The sequence below is a fragment of the Phenylobacterium aquaticum genome, from assembly GCF_022695515.1.
GTDB lineage: Bacteria > Pseudomonadota > Alphaproteobacteria > Caulobacterales > Caulobacteraceae > Phenylobacterium > Phenylobacterium aquaticum.
In genome coordinates this window covers 13,084-28,265 of the sequence record NZ_JALDPT010000033.1, presented here as the reverse complement: position 1 = coordinate 28,265, position 15,182 = coordinate 13,084, and the positions used below count along the sequence as shown (strand labels likewise).

10 protein-coding genes are annotated in these 15,182 nt (G+C 68.2%); 7 read left to right on the top strand and 3 right to left on the bottom strand.

Features of this window, described 5'->3' with window-relative positions:
- Window positions 1-60 precede the first annotated feature (60 nt).
- Together gltB and MQH10_RS20330 are read left to right on the top strand one after the other, a co-directional pair.
- A complete protein-coding gene (gene gltB, locus MQH10_RS20335) occupies window positions 61-4,707 on the top strand; it encodes a glutamate synthase large subunit (protein WP_272887052.1) in 4,647 nt (1,548 codons plus the stop codon).
- Between the two features lie 24 nt (window positions 4,708-4,731).
- A complete protein-coding gene (locus MQH10_RS20330) occupies window positions 4,732-6,183 on the top strand; it encodes a glutamate synthase subunit beta (protein ID WP_242565808.1) in 1,452 nt (483 codons plus the stop codon).
- Here the strand turns inward: MQH10_RS20330 and MQH10_RS20325 are convergent.
- Window positions 6,150-7,835, bottom strand: a complete 1,686-nt coding sequence (locus MQH10_RS20325) for an ArnT family glycosyltransferase (protein ID WP_242565807.1) — start codon at window positions 7,833-7,835, stop codon at window positions 6,150-6,152. The genes MQH10_RS20330 and MQH10_RS20325 overlap by 34 nt on opposite strands.
- A gap of 128 nt (window positions 7,836-7,963) precedes the next feature.
- On the opposite strand from MQH10_RS20325, the gene MQH10_RS20320 reads away from it, so the two are divergent.
- From MQH10_RS20320 to MQH10_RS20310, 3 genes are read left to right on the top strand one after another with little or no spacing between them, the layout of a single operon-like run.
- Window positions 7,964-8,338 (top strand): HAD-IIIC family phosphatase, encoded by a 375-nt coding sequence (locus MQH10_RS20320; RefSeq protein ID WP_242565806.1) that lies wholly within the window; start codon window positions 7,964-7,966, stop codon window positions 8,336-8,338.
- Window positions 8,339-8,342: 4 nt separating this feature from the next.
- Window positions 8,343-9,941: a glycosyltransferase family protein gene (locus MQH10_RS20315; protein ID WP_242565805.1), complete on the top strand. Its 1,599-nt coding sequence runs from the start codon at window positions 8,343-8,345 to the stop codon at window positions 9,939-9,941.
- Window positions 9,938-10,657 carry a glycosyltransferase family protein gene (locus MQH10_RS20310; protein WP_242565804.1) on the top strand — a complete coding sequence of 240 codons (720 nt, stop codon included), beginning with the start codon at window positions 9,938-9,940 and terminating at the stop codon, window positions 10,655-10,657. The genes MQH10_RS20315 and MQH10_RS20310 overlap by 4 nt, the downstream gene beginning before the upstream one ends.
- 1 nt (window position 10,658) lies before the next feature.
- Here the strand turns inward: MQH10_RS20310 and MQH10_RS26930 are convergent, their stop codons facing one another.
- The gene (locus MQH10_RS26930; RefSeq protein WP_242565803.1) at window positions 10,659-11,831 is read right to left on the bottom strand and encodes a glycosyltransferase family protein; all 1,173 of its coding nucleotides are present in this window, start codon (window positions 11,829-11,831) and stop codon (window positions 10,659-10,661) included.
- 111 nt (window positions 11,832-11,942) lie between these two features.
- Between MQH10_RS26930 and MQH10_RS20300 the strand changes: the two genes are divergently transcribed.
- Complete coding sequence (locus MQH10_RS20300; RefSeq protein WP_242565802.1) at window positions 11,943-13,310, top strand: amidohydrolase family protein; 1,368 nt, start codon at window positions 11,943-11,945, stop codon at window positions 13,308-13,310.
- On the top strand, window positions 13,310-14,440 hold the full coding sequence (locus MQH10_RS20295; protein ID WP_242565801.1) for a dipeptidase: 1,131 nt from the start codon (window positions 13,310-13,312) through the stop codon (window positions 14,438-14,440). The genes MQH10_RS20300 and MQH10_RS20295 overlap by 1 nt, the downstream gene beginning before the upstream one ends.
- On the opposite strand, the gene MQH10_RS20290 is transcribed toward MQH10_RS20295, so the two are convergent.
- Complete coding sequence (locus MQH10_RS20290) at window positions 14,437-15,036, bottom strand: TetR/AcrR family transcriptional regulator (protein ID WP_242565800.1); 600 nt, start codon at window positions 15,034-15,036, stop codon at window positions 14,437-14,439. The two genes, MQH10_RS20295 and MQH10_RS20290, sit on opposite strands and share 4 nt — an antisense overlap.
- Window positions 15,037-15,182: the final 146 nt, after the last annotated feature.

Genomic DNA, 15,182 nt, shown 5'->3' with positions numbered 1-15,182 from the left:
TTCGGCGTGCCTGATTTCCGCGCCGGGGCCATAGTGAACGAGACGAAGCGAGGGACGTGGATGGGTGCTCCGGAACGGCAAGGTCTGTACGACCCGCGCAACGAGCATGACGCGTGCGGTGTGGGGTTTGTGGCCAATATCAAGGGCCGCAAATCGCATGAGGTCGTGGCCTGTGGTCTGGAGATTCTGATCAATCTCGACCACCGCGGCGCGGTCGGCGCGGACCCCCTGGTGGGCGACGGGGCCGGGATTCTGATTCAGATTCCGGACGCCCTGCTGCGCGACTGGGCCGGCAAGACCGGCGTCGATCTGCCCGAGCCCGGCCACTACGCTGTGGCCATGTGCTTCCTGCCGCAGGACGAGGCCACCCGCGCCGTCGCCATCCAGCAGTTCGAGCATTTCCTGAAGGTCGAGGGCCAGCGCTTCATCGCCTGGCGCGACGTGCCGGTGAACACCCAAGGGCTCGGCGCCGCCGTGCTCGCCGAGATGCCCGTGATCCGCCAGGCCATCGTCGGCCGCGGCCCGGGGATCAAGGATCAGGACCATTTCGAGCGCAAGCTGCTGACGATCCGCAAGCAGCTGCAGAACCCGCTGGCCGAGCTGGCGGTGAAGAAGAACCTGCCGGGCCTGACCCAGCTCTATCTGCCGTCCTTCTCGACCCGGACGGTGGTCTATAAGGGCCTGCTGCTCGCCGACCAGGTGGGGACCTTCTACGAGGACCTGCTGAACCCGATCACGGAATCGGCCCTGGCGCTGGTCCACCAGCGGTTCTCGACCAACACCTTCCCGTCCTGGAAGCTGGCCCACCCCTACCGGTTCATCGCCCACAACGGCGAGATCAACACCGTCCGCGGCAATGTGAACTGGATGAACGCTCGCCGGCGCACCCTGGAGAGCGATCTCCTGGGGCCGGACCTCAACAAGATGTGGCCGCTGATCCCGCACGGTCAGTCGGACACCGCCTGCCTGGACAACGCGCTCGAGCTGCTGCTCGCCGGCGGCTATCCGCTGGCCCATGCGGTGATGATGCTGATCCCGGAGGCCTGGGCCGGCAATCCGCTGATGGATCCCAAGCGCAAGGCTTTCTACGAATATCACGCCGCCCTGATGGAGCCGTGGGACGGCCCCGCCGCCGTGGCCTTCACCGACGGTCGCCAGATCGGCGCGACCCTGGACCGCAACGGCCTGCGTCCGGCCCGCTTCATCGTCACCGACCAGGACCATGTGATCATGGCCTCGGAAGTGGGCGTCCTGACCGTTCCGGAGGAGCGGGTGGTGCGCAAGTGGCGCCTGCAGCCCGGCAAGATGCTGCTCATCGACATGGAAGAGGGCCGCATCATCGAGGACGAGGAGATCAAGCGCTCCTTGTCCGAGGCCGAGCCCTATGAGGAGTGGCTGGCCAACACCCAGTTCAAGCTGGAGGACCTGGCCAATGTGACCGGCGATGTCCCGCCGGCCTCCAATGATCCGGCGGTCCTGCTCGATCGCCAGCAGGCCTTTGGCTACACCCAGGAGGATCTGCAGTTCTTCCTGGAGCCCATGGGCCAGCAGGGCGAGGACCCGATCGGCTCGATGGGCGGCGACGTGCCGATCGCCGTGCTCTCCAAGCGGCCCAAGCTGCTCTACGACTATTTCAAGCAGAACTTCGCCCAGGTCACCAACCCGCCGATCGACCCGATCCGCGAGGAGCTGGTCATGAGCCTGGTCTCGATGATCGGCCCGCGGCCGAACCTGCTGGGCCGTCAGGCCGGCGCCCACAAGCGTCTGGAAGTCTCCCAGCCGATCCTCACCAACGAGGACCTGGCCAAGATCCGCTCGATCAACGAGCTCCTGGACGGCGCCTTCCGCACCGCCACCCTCGACGCCACCTGGGCCGCGGCCGAAGGGCCGGGCGGCCTGGAATGGGCGCTGGACCACCTCTGCCGCCAGGCCACCGACGCCGTCCTGGCCGACATGAACATCCTGATCCTGTCGGACCGGGAAGCCTCGCCGGACCGCATTCCGATCCCGGCGGCGCTGGCCACCGCGGCCGTGCACCATCACCTCATCCGCCAGGGCTTGCGCATGCAGACCGGCCTGGTGATCGAGACCGGCGAAGCGCGCGAAGTGCACCACTTCTGCGTCCTGGCCGGCTATGGCGCGGAAGCCGTGAACCCCTATCTGGCCTTCGAAACCCTGGAGCAGCTGCGCACGAACAACGGCTGGACCCAGTCGGCCTATGACGTGCGCAAGAACTACATCAAGGCGATCGGCAAGGGCGTGCTGAAGGTCATGTCCAAGATGGGCATCTCGACCTACCAGTCCTATTGCGGCGCCCAGATCTTCGACGGCGTCGGCCTGTCGTCGGAATTCATCGAGCAGTACTTCACCGGCACCGCGACCACGATCGAGGGCATCGGCCTGCATCAGGTGGCCGAGGAGTGCGTGCGCCGCCACCGCGACGCCTATGGCGACAATCCGATCTACGCCAATATGCTGGACGTCGGCGGCTCCTACGCCTTCCGCCTGCGCGGCGAGGCCCACGCCTGGACCCCGGAGACGGTGGGCCGCCTGCAGCACGCCGTGCGCGGCAATCTGCCGGACGAGTACAAGGCCTTCGCCGACGGCATCAACGAACAGTCGGAACGGCTGCTGACCATCCGCGGTCTGATGCGCTTCAAGCCGGCCGAGACGCCGGTCCCGCTGAGCGAGGTCGAGCCGGCCAGCGAGATCGTCAAACGCTTCGCCACTGGCGCCATGAGCTTCGGCTCGATCAGCCGCGAGGCCCATACGAACCTGGCCATCGCCATGAACCGGATCGGCGGCAAGTCGAACACCGGGGAGGGCGGGGAAGAGTCCGACCGCTTCAAGCCCATGGCCAACGGCGACTCCATGCGCTCGGCCATCAAGCAGGTGGCCTCGGGCCGCTTCGGGGTGACGGCTGAGTACCTGGTCAACGCCGACGACATCCAGATCAAGATGGCCCAGGGCGCCAAGCCCGGCGAGGGCGGCCAGCTGCCCGGCCACAAGGTCGACGCCAATATCGCCCGCGTCCGTCACTCGACGCCGGGCGTGGGCCTGATCAGCCCGCCGCCGCACCACGACATCTATTCGATCGAGGATCTGGCCCAGCTGATCCACGACCTTAAGAACGTCAATTCCCGCGCCCGCATCTCCGTGAAGCTGGTGTCGGAGGTGGGCGTGGGCACGGTCGCCGCCGGCGTCGCCAAGGCGCGCGCCGACCATGTGACCATCTCGGGCTTCGAGGGCGGCACCGGCGCCTCGCCTCTGACCTCGCTGACCCATGCGGGCTCGCCCTGGGAAATCGGCCTGGCCGAGACCCAGCAGACCCTGCTGCTCAACGGCCTGCGCACCCGCATCGCGGTCCAGGCCGACGGCGGCCTGCGCACCGGTCGTGACGTCGCCGTCGCCGCGCTCTTGGGCGCCGACGAGTTCGGCTTCGCCACCGCGCCGCTGATCGCCTCGGGCTGCATCATGATGCGCAAGTGTCACCTGAACACCTGTCCGGTGGGCGTGGCGACCCAGGATCCGGTGCTGCGCGCGCGCTTCACCGGCCAGCCCGAGCATGTGATCAACTACTTCTTCTTCGTCGCCGAAGAGCTGCGCGAGATCATGGCCCAGCTCGGCTTCCGCACCGTGTCGGAAATGACCGGCCGGGTGGACCGTCTCGACATGCAGCCGGCCATCGACCACTGGAAGGCGGGCGGCGTCGATCTGTCCAAGATCCTCTACGCCGTGCCGGTCAATGATCCGGACGCCCTGCGCAACCACGAGACCCAGAACCACGGGCTCGACAAGGCGCTCGACAACCAGCTGATCGCCGACGCCAAGGACGCCATCGCCGGCAAGGGTCCGGTGCGGCGCGAATACGCGATCAAGAACGTCAACCGCACGGTCGGCGCCATGCTGTCGGGTGAAGTGGCCCGCGCCCATGGGCACGCCGGTCTGCCGGAAGACACCATCTCGCTCACCTTCAAGGGCCAGGCGGGCCAGAGCTTCGGCGCCTTCGCCGCGCGCGGGGTCTCGCTCGAACTGATCGGCGACGGCAACGACTATGTGGGCAAGGGCCTGTCCGGCGGCCGCGTCGTCGTGCGCCAGCCGTCCGAGGCCAACCGCGATCCGACCGAGAACATCATCGTCGGCAATACGGTCCTCTACGGCGCCATAGCCGGCGAGGCCTATTTCGAGGGCGTGGCCGGCGAGCGCTTCGCCGTCCGCAACTCCGGCGCCGTCACGGTGGTCGAGGGCACGGGCGACCACGGCTGCGAATATATGACCGGCGGCGTGGTGGTGGTGCTGGGCGACACGGGCCGCAACTTCGCGGCCGGCATGTCCGGCGGCGTGGCCTATGTCTATGACCCCAAAGGCAAATTCGCCCAGCTCTGCAACACCGCCATGGTCGACCTGGAGAAGATCCAGCCGGCCGAGGCGGCCAATGCGGAGGACGACGGCGCGCGGCCGCTTCAGCGCTCGCCTTCGGTGGACAACGCCGGCATGGGCGATCCCCTGCGGTTCGACGCCGAGCGGCTGAAGATCTTGGTGGAGCGCCACCTGCTGCATACCGGCAGCGCGCGGGCCAAGATGATCTTGGATGCGTGGGACGCCTCGCTCGGCCAGTTCGTGAAGGTGATGCCGAAGGACTATCGGCGCGCCCTCATGGACATGGCCGCCGCCCGCAAGGCGGCCGCCGCCGTCGCCGCCGAATAGACCTTTCAGGAACGGAGTATCGTCATGGGCAAGCCCACCGGCTTCCTGGAAATCGAACGTCAGGATCGCGGCTACGACAAGCCTGCGGAACGGCTGAAGACGTGGAAGGAATTCGTCCATCCGCTGCCGGCCGACGCCATCAACAAGCAGGCGTCGCGCTGCATGGATTGCGGGATTCCGTTCTGCCACAACGGCTGTCCGGTCAATAACCAGATCCCCGACTTCAACAATCTGGTCTATCGCGAGCAGTGGAAGACGGCGCTGGACAATCTCCAGTCGACCAACAACTTCCCGGAGTTCACGGGCCGCATCTGCCCCGCGCCCTGCGAGGCGTCCTGCACCCTGAACATCATCGACACCCCGGTGACCATCAAGACGATCGAATGCCAGATCGTCGACAAGGGCTGGGAAGAGGGCTGGATCACGCCCCAGATGTCGCCGCGCGGCACCGGCAAGCGGATCGCGGTGGTGGGCTCGGGCCCCGCCGGCCTCGCCTGCGCCCAGCAGTTGGCCCGCGCCGGTCACGCCCCCTCCGTGTTCGAGAAGAACGACCGGATCGGCGGGCTGATGCGCTACGGCATTCCGGACTTCAAGATGGAGAAGCATCTGATCGACCGCCGCGTCGCCCAGATGGAGGCCGAAGGCGTGATCTTCCGCACCAATATGGAGATCGGCGTCACGGTCTCGGTGCAGCGCCTTCTTGACGACTATGACGTGCTGGTGATGGCCGGCGGCGCCGAAAATCCCCGCGACCTGGAGATCCCCGGCCGCGAGCTGGACGGCATCCATTTCGCCATGGATTTCCTGACCCAGCAGAACAAGCGCAACGCCGGCGACGACGAGGCCAAGGCCGCGCCCCAGGGCACGCTGTCGGCCAAGGGCAAGCACGTGGTGGTCATCGGCGGCGGCGACACGGGCTCCGACTGCATCGGCACCTCCAACCGCCACGGCGCCCTGTCGGTGACCCAGCTGGAGATTATGCCCCAGCCCCCGGCCATCGAGAACAAGTCGATGACCTGGCCGGACTGGCCGCTGCGCCTGCGCACCTCGTCCAGCCACGAAGAAGGCTGCGAGCGCGATTTCGCCGTCGCCACCAAGCGGGCAATCGGCAAGGACGGCAAGATCGAGGCGCTGGAATGCGTGCGCCTGGAATGGGTCAAGGGCCCCGACGGCCGTCAGACCATGCAGGAGATCGCCGGCAGCGAGTTCATCCTCAAGGCCGACATGGTCCTGCTGGCCATGGGCTTCGTCGGCCCGCGCCACAACGCCTTCACCGAGCAGGCCGGGGTCGAGTTCGATCCCCGCGGCGCGGTCAAGGCGCCGGTCACCGACTACAGGACCTCGACGCCAAACATCTTCGCCTGTGGCGACATGCGGCGCGGCCAGTCCCTGGTGGTCTGGGCGATCCGCGAGGGCCGCCAGTGCGCCCAGGCGGTGGACGCCTATCTGATGGGCGTGTCCAAGCTGCCGCGCTGATAGACGGTCAGCTGTTTCCCGGCCTGGACGATGCGCCAGGTCGGGGCCGGCGCGCCGACACCCTTTTCGACCACCAGGGTCTGATAGGGCTTGAGGTTGGTGGAGGACGGGCTCGCGCCCGGCGCCATCATCACGATATGGGTTCGCCCCCTCAGCCTGAGGAACACGTTGGACGCCGCATTGGGGTCGTCCACGAAGGTGGCGGTTTCGCCGCCTGAGCCCGTCATCGCGCGGCCCACCATCTTGAGATCCGCCTGCAGAATGTCGCGCTCAGGGGAGATCTGGCTCCACCAGGCCTGGTCCAGGCCGAAGGACAGACAGGCCAGAACCGCGAAATAGCCCTGCCAGACCTGGAGAGCCGGCGCCTTGCGCAGGGTGAGGATGATCACGCCCAGGGTCGCGGCGCAGGCCAGGGCGAAGCCGGGAAAGGTCGTGAACAGCGGCCAGCGCGGGTCGCCTGGAATGTAGAAGGCCGACAGGGCCGTCGCGTCCCAGGGCAGCAGGGATACGCCCGATTTCAGCGCGACGACCAGGCCGATCAGCCCGGCCAGCACGACCCCGGCCGCCAGGATTTGGCGGTCCGGCCGATGCTCTGACGCCCGCACATAGGGCCACGCGGTCAGCCAGATCAGCGGCACGAAGAACTCGAAATAGCGTCCCCACAGCCGGTAGGACTCCATGGGCGCGATATCGGCGACCTTTGCGGCGAAGATGGCGACCATGGCCACCGTCGCCCCGTACCCCATCAGGGTCAGGAGGAAGGCGAGGTCCGCCGCCTCGAGGCGGAACCGGCCCCGCTCTGCGCGCCAGCGGGCGGCCAGGTCGTCGAGGCCCAGGGCGACGGGCGCCCCTGCCAGCAACAGGCTCCCCGTCGCCATGCCGAACAGTGCGACCACGCCGATATGGATGGCGTGCGCGCTCGGCGTGACCTTCAGGATCGCCCCATAGAAGCCCGACCCGACGAACCAGAGGCCCGTGGGCGGGCCGTGGCCGTCGATCATCTGCACCGCGTGACCCGCGAGCAGGAAGGTCGTGGCGAACAGGGCCAGGCGTCCCGCGCTGGCCAGCAGCTTGCGATGCGCGTCCAGGGCCGTGTCGATCACCACGAGCGCGACAAATCCCGCCGCCAGGGCGACGCCGTGCGGCTTGATCAGCACCAGGCAGGCGGTGAGGGCGCCCAGGCCGGCCGCGTGCGCCCAGGGGCGCGTCCGGTAGAAGCGGGCGGTCAGATAGATGATCAGGCCCAGCAGGCCCACGTACCAGCCCTCCGGCAGGGCGGTGAAGACGAACCTGTAATAGGGGAAGGCCAGGCCCAGCAGCAGCACGCCTGCGGCGTCGCGGCCGGCGAGCTGGGGCCGCACGCCGCGCCAGACGAGGACCAGACCCCCGACATAGGCCGCCCCGCCGAGCAGCCTGAGAGCGTCGAGCGGGTCGCCGGGCAGGGCGTCGACCAGCCGCACGATCCAGAAGAACGCCGTGTTGTCGACGTCGGGCAGGGCGGGATAGAGGCCGGGATCGGTCTTAAGCAGGCCGCCGAACAGGGCATGGATCAGATAGGCGCCCTCGTCGCCCGCATAGAGCGGCAGGGTCAGGAAGGCCCGCGGCAGGTGCAGGCCAATGATGATCGCGACCAGCAGCAGGCCTGCCGCCACGCCCGGCTCCCGCCAAGGCGACGCGCCCTGATTCTCCGAATTCCGCGACATGCGCCATTCTGGGCTCTGCGACCTGGAGTGACCAGAGCCGGGGCGGGCCGTGCGCGGAATCGTTTTAGCATCGCCCCATGAAGCGGCTGGTCTTCGACCTCGACGGCACGATCGCGCTCGACGACCCCGACCGGTCCTATGCCGAGCGGGCGCCGAACCTCGCCCTGATCGACCAGTTGCGGGCCTATCGCGACCAGGGCTTCGAGATCGTCATCTGTTCAGCCCGCAACATGCGCACCTATGGCGGCCAGATCGGCAAGATCAACGCCAACACCCTGCCGGTCATCCTCGACTGGCTGGCGCGCCATGACGTACCCTATGACGAAATCCATGTGGGCAAGCCTTGGTGCGGGACCGAGGGCTTCTATGTCGACGACAAGGCGATCCGGCCGAGCGAATTCGTCGCCCTGAGCCTGGACGAGATCCGCGCCCTGCTCGCCCGGGAGGCCTGAGCCCATGGGCGCGGTGCGGCTGATCATGTCCGGCGCGGTGGTGGGCCAGGAACTGGCCGCCGAGTTCGGCCCCCTGCCGCCCAGCCTTCTGCCGGTCGGCGTGCAGCGGCTCTATGAACTGCAGCTTCAGGCCTTGGCGGGAGCGGGCCCGGTGCATCTGGTCCTGCCGGAGACCTATGAGCTCTCCGACCATGATCTGGCCCGCCTTGCCGAACTGAACGTCGAGATCGTGCCCGCGCCCGAGGGGCTGAAGCTCGGGGAGGCGGTGGTCTACGCCCTCAACTCCATCGGGGCCGGCGACGGACCCGTCCACATCCTGCACGGCGACACCCTGATCGCCGCGCCGCCCCTGGACCGAGCGGACCTGATCGCCGGCGGCGCGCGCTCCAACGAATACGCCTGGGCCGAGATGGAGATGACTCCCGATGGTCGGGTCCGCCGCCTGGTCAACACCCCGGCCGGCGAAGACGGGCATGAGGGCTGGCCGGTCGCGGCCGGCTACTTCGCCTTCGCCTCCTCGCTCGATCTGCTCCGCTCGCTCACCCGCATGCGGGGCGACTTCATCGAGGGCGTGAACCACTATCTGGAGGGCCACGAGGTCGGCCTTGTCCCGGCCAAGGGCTGGCTCGACTTTGGCCACCTGCAAACCTTCTTCCAGTCCCGCCTGGCGGTGACCACGGCGCGCGCCTTCAACACCGTGCGCATCGACGGACTGACCGCACGCAAGTCCAGCGCCGACAGCGCCAAGATCTGGGCCGAGACCCACTGGCTGCAGGAAGCGCCGCCGGAGGTGCAGGTCTATTGCGGCCGGCTGCTCGGCTTCGGCGGGGAGGGCGGCCAAGTCTACTACGAGACCGAGTACGAGTTCCTGCCGGTGCTGTCGGAGCTGTTTGTGCACGGCGCGGTCGGCCGAAAGCCCTGGCTGCGCATCCTGGCCTCCTGCGAGGACTTCCTCAGGACCTGCGCCGCCGTGCGCGGAACGGCCGGAGGTGATGCGGCGCTCAAGGCCCTGGCCGCGGACAAGACCCTGGCGCGCCTGGAGCGCTTCGCCCGCGAGACCGGCTTTCCGATCGACGAGCCGCTCAGCCTGGACGGCGCGGCCCAGCCTTCGCTCGCGCAGATCGCCGAGCGCCTGGTCCCGGCCTACGACCTCGCCACGGGCCGTCCCGACAGCGTCATGCACGGCGACTTCTGCTTCTCCAACATCCTCTATGATTCACGGGTCCGGCGGATCAAGGCGATCGATCCGCGCGGACTGGTGGGCGAGAAGCCGACCATCTATGGCGACCTGCGCTACGACCTCGCCAAGCTCGCCCATTCGGCGGTGGGCCGTTACGACCAGATCATCGCCGGCCGCTACGACTGCCGCGTCGAGGGCCGCGACTATCGTCTCGAATTCGAACCCATCGCCTGCCAGCCCTGGCTGGAGGCGGCGCTGGGCGACCTGACCGTCGATGGCGTGGGCGGCCTGTCCGCGCCGGTGCGGGCGCTCATGATCGGCCTTTTCCTCTCCATGCTGCCCCTGCACGCCGATCGCCCGGACCGGCAGCAGGCCTTCATCGCCAATGCGCTCAGACTCTGGGCGGAGCTGGACCGCGCATGATCGTCATCCCCATGGCCGGCCGCTCCCAGCGGTTCTACGACGCCGGCTTCACCGTGCCGAAGTTCATGCTGCCGCTTGGCGGCGAGAGCGTGTTCGCCCACGCGGTGGGGAGTTTCGCGTCCGAGTTCAGCCGCCAGCCCTTCCTGTTCATCGTCGCCCCCGGCGCCGCCAATGTCGCCTTCGTCGAGGCTGAGTGCGCCCGGCTCGGCGTGGCGAAGGCCCAGGTGGTCGAGCTCGACGCCATCACGGCGGGACAGGCCGAGACCGTGGCGATCGGGCTGCATCAGGCCGGTGTCAGCGACGACGAACCGATCACCATTTTCAACATCGACACCTTCCGACCCGGCTTTGAATTCCCGGGCGATTGGTTCGCCGGGCTCGACGGCTGGCTGGAGGTGTTCGAGGGCGAGGGGGCCAACTGGTCCTATGTGAAGCCAGCGGAGGGCGACCTGCCGCTCGCCAGCGAGACCGCCGAAAAGCGCCCGATTTCAAACCTCTGCTGCACCGGGCTCTATCACTTCGCTCGCGCTGGCGACTTCCGTGCGGCGCTGGCCGCCGAACGGGCCGCCCCCCAGGCCGCTGAGCTCTATGTGGCGCCGCTCTACAACCACCTGATCGGCAGCGGCGGGAAGGTCGGCTACAGCCTGATCGATCCCGCCGACGTGATCTTCTGCGGAACCCCCCAGGAATATCAGGCGCTTCTCACGCCGGCCTGAGTCAGGCCTGCTTGAGGGTCTTGACCAGCTTGGCGGCCCGCGCGGTCCAGGTGTGTTCGGCCTGGGCGCGTTTGGCGCCGGCCCGCGCCATGGCGGCCAACCCGGCCGGATCGGCCAGCAGGTCGGCGATCTGGCCCGGAACCGCCTCGACCCGGTTCCAGCTATAGGTCGCCATCTCGCGGCCCGGCTTGAAGGCCTCGGCGTAGTACTTGCTCTCGTCGGAGATCACGGCCGCCCCGCCGCACAGGGCGGTGAACACCCGCTCGTGGCCGCCGGCGACGAAGCCGTTGTTGATGTTCAGCACCAGCTGCGCCCGGCGCAGCAGGTGCAGGGTCTCCTCAAAGCTGCCCAGGCCGCCATGGCTGAAGCTGGGATAGAGGCCCAGCAGGGGCTCCCAGCCCGCGCCATAGATGGTCAGCGGCGCGCCGCCCCGGCCAAGTTCGTGCAGCAGCCGGTCGCGGTGATAGGCCTCGGCGAAGGCCTGAGGGGCCTGCAGCAAGGGCATGAAATCCTTGAACAGCTCCGCCGTCAGCTCGGCCTGGAACTCATCGGCCAGGGCCTGCTTGAGGGCGTCGAGCAGGGGCAGGCGCGCGTCGGCGGCCATCCGATGGGCCACCGCCTCGATCGCCGTGCGGGCGGGAGAGTCCGGATCCTGGCGCCAGGGCATGGCCGGCGCGCCGCGATAGGTGCCGGTGAACAGCACCGGGATGTCGCGCCGCGCGAAGGCCTCGTCGGACAGGTCGAGCGGTTCATCCAGTTCATTGGCGCCCGGCGGCAGGAAGCCCAGCTGGCTGAAGCCGCGGCCCTTGGTCCAGGCGGTCATGAACTGGACGTGGCTGCGGTCGAGGAACAGGGCGGCGTTGCGCCGGATCGGCGTCGAAAGCCTGGGGATGTGGTGGATCGGGTGGTCCACATAGAGCGAGGCGTAGACCACGCCGAGCGCGTCATAGACGCTGGTGTCGCCGGACTTCAGGTCCGATCCTACCCCGCCGATACCGAAATAGGCGTCGGGCTTGTCCTGGAAACTGGCGTTCAGCTGGGCGATGGCGTCGGGCGAGGTCAGGTCGATGATCGCCGCCACGTGGCCCAGCCCCGTCAAGGCGGCGGCGAGCTGGTCGATGTGCAGCCGCAGCGAGCCGTACTGTGACTGTCCCTTGAACAGAATGATCCGCACGCCTGACCCCTTCCTGAGCCCCACGCCCTTGTCGGCCGATTCCCGCCGCGCGGGCGCGTCCAGCGGTTGCGTGCGACTATCGGCACGTGCGCGGCCGCGCTAAGCCAGGGCATGACGAAATGGATTCCCGCGGTCCTGGCCGCCTGTATCGCCCTGGCCGCGCCTCCGACCGTCCAGGCCGCTGTGGCGGCGGAGGACGCCTATGTCCTCTACAAGGACGCCATTCTGATCGACGGAACGGGGGCGAGGCCCCAAGGCCCCGCGACCCTGCTGGTCAAGGGCGAGCGCATCGAGAAGGTCTGGATGGGGAACGCCATCGCCTTCAAGCTGCCGCCGGGATCGCAGGTGATCGACGCCTCCGGCCTTTATGTCCTGCCCGGCCTGATCAACAGCCACGAGCATCTGGCGACGCCGCCCAACCGGCCTTTCGCCGAGGCCCAGATGAGGCGCGACCTCTATGGCGGGGTCACCACCGTGCGCGACATGGCTGACGACCTGCGCCAGCTGGCCGATCTGGCCCGCGCCGCGCGGGTGGGTGAGCTGGCGGGGCCGGACATCCGCTACGCCGCCCTGATGGCGGGGCCGGAATTCTTCGAGGATCCGCGCACCCATGCGGTCTCCGCCGGCGCCGTCGCCGGCCATACGCCCTGGATGCAGGCGATCGACGCCAAGACCGACTTCAAGCTGGCCGTGGCCCTGGCCCGGGGGACGGGCGCCTCGGCGATCAAGATCTATGCGGACCTGCCGGCCGAGCGGGTGAAGGCCATCACCGCCGAGGCTCATCGCCAGGGAATTCCGGTCTGGGCCCATGCCGCCGTCTTTCCGGCCCGCCCCTCCGACGTCATCGCCGCCAAGGCCGACGCGGTCAGCCACGTCTGCATGCTGGCCTACGAGGTCTCCGATCCCATCCCCAAGGCCTATCACCACCGTGCGGCCGTCGACGCCGCGCGGCTGGGGCAGGGGGACAATCCCGTCGTCGGCAAGCTGCTCGCCCGCATGAAGGCCCAGGGGACCGTGCTCGACGCCACCCTGTTCGTCTATGCCGGCCTGGACGCCAGCCACGCCGCCAATCCCAAGGGGCCAACCCCCTATTGCACCACCGAGATCGCCGCCCGCCTGACCGACCAGGCCCGCCGGGCGGGGGTGACGATCAGCGCCGGCACCGACGGCTTCAGCGACGCGGCCGACCCCTATCCGGCGATCTATCAGGAGCTTGAGCTGCTGGTCGCCAAGGCCGGCTTCACGCCGCTGGAGGCGATCCGGGCGGGCACGGAGGCCGGCGCGCTTGCAATCGAGGCCCATCCGGACTTCGGGATCATCGCGCCCGGCAAGCTCGCCAATCTGATGTTCACCGCCAGGGACCCCTCGACCGATATCGGAGCCCTGCGCAGCGTGGTCATGACCGTGAAGCGCGGGGTGATCTATCGCCGCGCCGACTACAATCCGCAGACCGACGCCGCCCAGCGAAAGGACGACTGATGATTTCCCGCCGCCAGACCCTCGCACTCGGGGCCGCCAGCCTCGCCGCCGGCGCCGCCCCCGCTTTCGCCGCGGCCAAGAAGCCGATCATCGTCAACGCCCTGGGCGGGATCATGAATCCCAATATCCGCCTCGGCCAGAAGACCCAGCTGCTGACCGGCGGCGCCGACCTGGACATCGACACCCGCGCCATCGCCGACGCCCGCGCCTCCGGCGTCACGGCCGTCAATTGCACCTTGGGCTATGTGTCCGGCCCCGACGATCCCCACCAGGTCTCGATCGACGACCTCGATCAGTGGGACGCCCTGGTGAACGCCAATCCCGCCGACCTCATGGTGGTCCGCAAGGCCAGCGACCTCCTGAAGGCGCGCGACGAGAACAAGATCGGCCTGATCTACGGCTTCCAGAACGCCCTGCAGGTCGGCGAGCACCTGGAGCGGGTGGACGAATACGCCGCCCGCGGCGTGCGGGTGATCCAGATCACCTACAATCCGGCCAACACCCTGGGTGACGGCTCCATGGCCCCGGCGAACCGCGGCCTGACCCCGCTCGGTCATAAGGTGGTGGAAAAGCTCAACGCCGCCAGGCTGATGGTCGATCTGTCTCACAGCGGCGAGCAGACCTGTCTGGACGCCATCGCCGCGTCGAAGGCGCCCATCTCGATCAATCATACCGGCTGTCGCGCGCTGACCGACCTGCCCCGCAACAAGACCGACGCCGAGCTGCGCGGCGTAGCGGAGAAGGGCGGCTTCGTCGGGATCTATTTCATGCCCTTCCTGACCCTCGACGGCCACCCGCACGCCACCGACGTCGTCGCTCACATCGAGCACGCGCTGCAGGTCTGCGGCGAGGATCATGTGGGGATCGGCACCGACGGCTCGATCACCGCGATCGACGACCTGAAGGTCTATCAGGGGGCGCTGGAGAAGGAGATCGCCGACCGGGTGGCCGCCGGCATCGGCGCCAAGGGCGAGCGGCCCGACACCTATCCCTTTGTGGTGGATCTGCGCGGGGTCGATCAGTTCCGCACCCTGGCCGGCATGCTGTCGGCCAAGGGCCATCCGGCGCGGGTCATCGACAAGATTCTCGGGCTGAACTTCCTGTCCTACGCCCGCGAGATCTGGGGCTAGGCCTTGCGGTCCTTCGGGATCGCGTCCCGACCATAGCGCGCCGAGACCGCCGCCCAGCCGGCGGTGGAGAAGGTGGTCCAGAATTCGGCCGCCTGCTCGCTGGTGAGCCCCATCCGATGGACCGCATCACCCGTGCCGGTCATGGCGTTCAGCATTAGAAAGGCGCCCAGAGCGGCCAGCTCCGGCGGCAGGCCATAGGTCTGGGCGGCGTGGGCGGCGTAGGCGCGGTGCACCTGCTGGGGGTCCGGCAGGCTATTGGCGCCTAGAAGTCGGGCGACGCCGGGATCACTGAGCAGCATGCGGACGATTGTGCGGTTTTCGTCGCAATGCGCGAACAGACGCTCGGCGCCGAGGCGGACCCGCTCGGCGAATCCGGCGGCGTCGTCCGCGGCGAGGTCTTGCCGCGGCGGGTGATACTCCCGGCTCAGCAAGGCGCGCAGCAGGTCTTCGACGGCCGAGAAGTGTCTGTAGATCAAAGCCTTGGATATGCCGGCTTCGATGGCCACGGCCTCAAGCGTGCAGCGGGACAGGCCGTCCTTGAGGATCAAGGCCTTGGCGCTGTCGAGAATCTGCTCCCGCCGACCTTCACGCGACAACCGCGACGCCCGCGTCCTGTCCATCGACTCACCCTACACCACGTCTCAACTCAGAGTAGGAGGCTTACCCACGTCCGGTAAACAAACGCTACTCAAGATGGGGAGTAAACCGTTTGATCCCGCGGTTTCAATCCGGGCGCGTCTGG

Coding starts and splice junctions, on each gene's coding strand:
- MQH10_RS20300 (WP_242565802.1), top strand. CDS start 11,943: ATGACGAAATGGATTCCCGCGGTCCTGGCCGCCTGTATCGCCCTGGCC.
- MQH10_RS20295 (WP_242565801.1), top strand. CDS start 13,310: ATGATTTCCCGCCGCCAGACCCTCGCACTCGGGGCCGCCAGCCTCGCC.
- MQH10_RS20315 (WP_242565805.1), top strand. CDS start 8,343: ATGGGCGCGGTGCGGCTGATCATGTCCGGCGCGGTGGTGGGCCAGGAA.
- gltB (WP_272887052.1), top strand. CDS start 61: ATGGGTGCTCCGGAACGGCAAGGTCTGTACGACCCGCGCAACGAGCAT.
- MQH10_RS20310 (WP_242565804.1), top strand. CDS start 9,938: ATGATCGTCATCCCCATGGCCGGCCGCTCCCAGCGGTTCTACGACGCC.
- MQH10_RS20320 (WP_242565806.1), top strand. CDS start 7,964: ATGAAGCGGCTGGTCTTCGACCTCGACGGCACGATCGCGCTCGACGAC.
- MQH10_RS20330 (WP_242565808.1), top strand. CDS start 4,732: ATGGGCAAGCCCACCGGCTTCCTGGAAATCGAACGTCAGGATCGCGGC.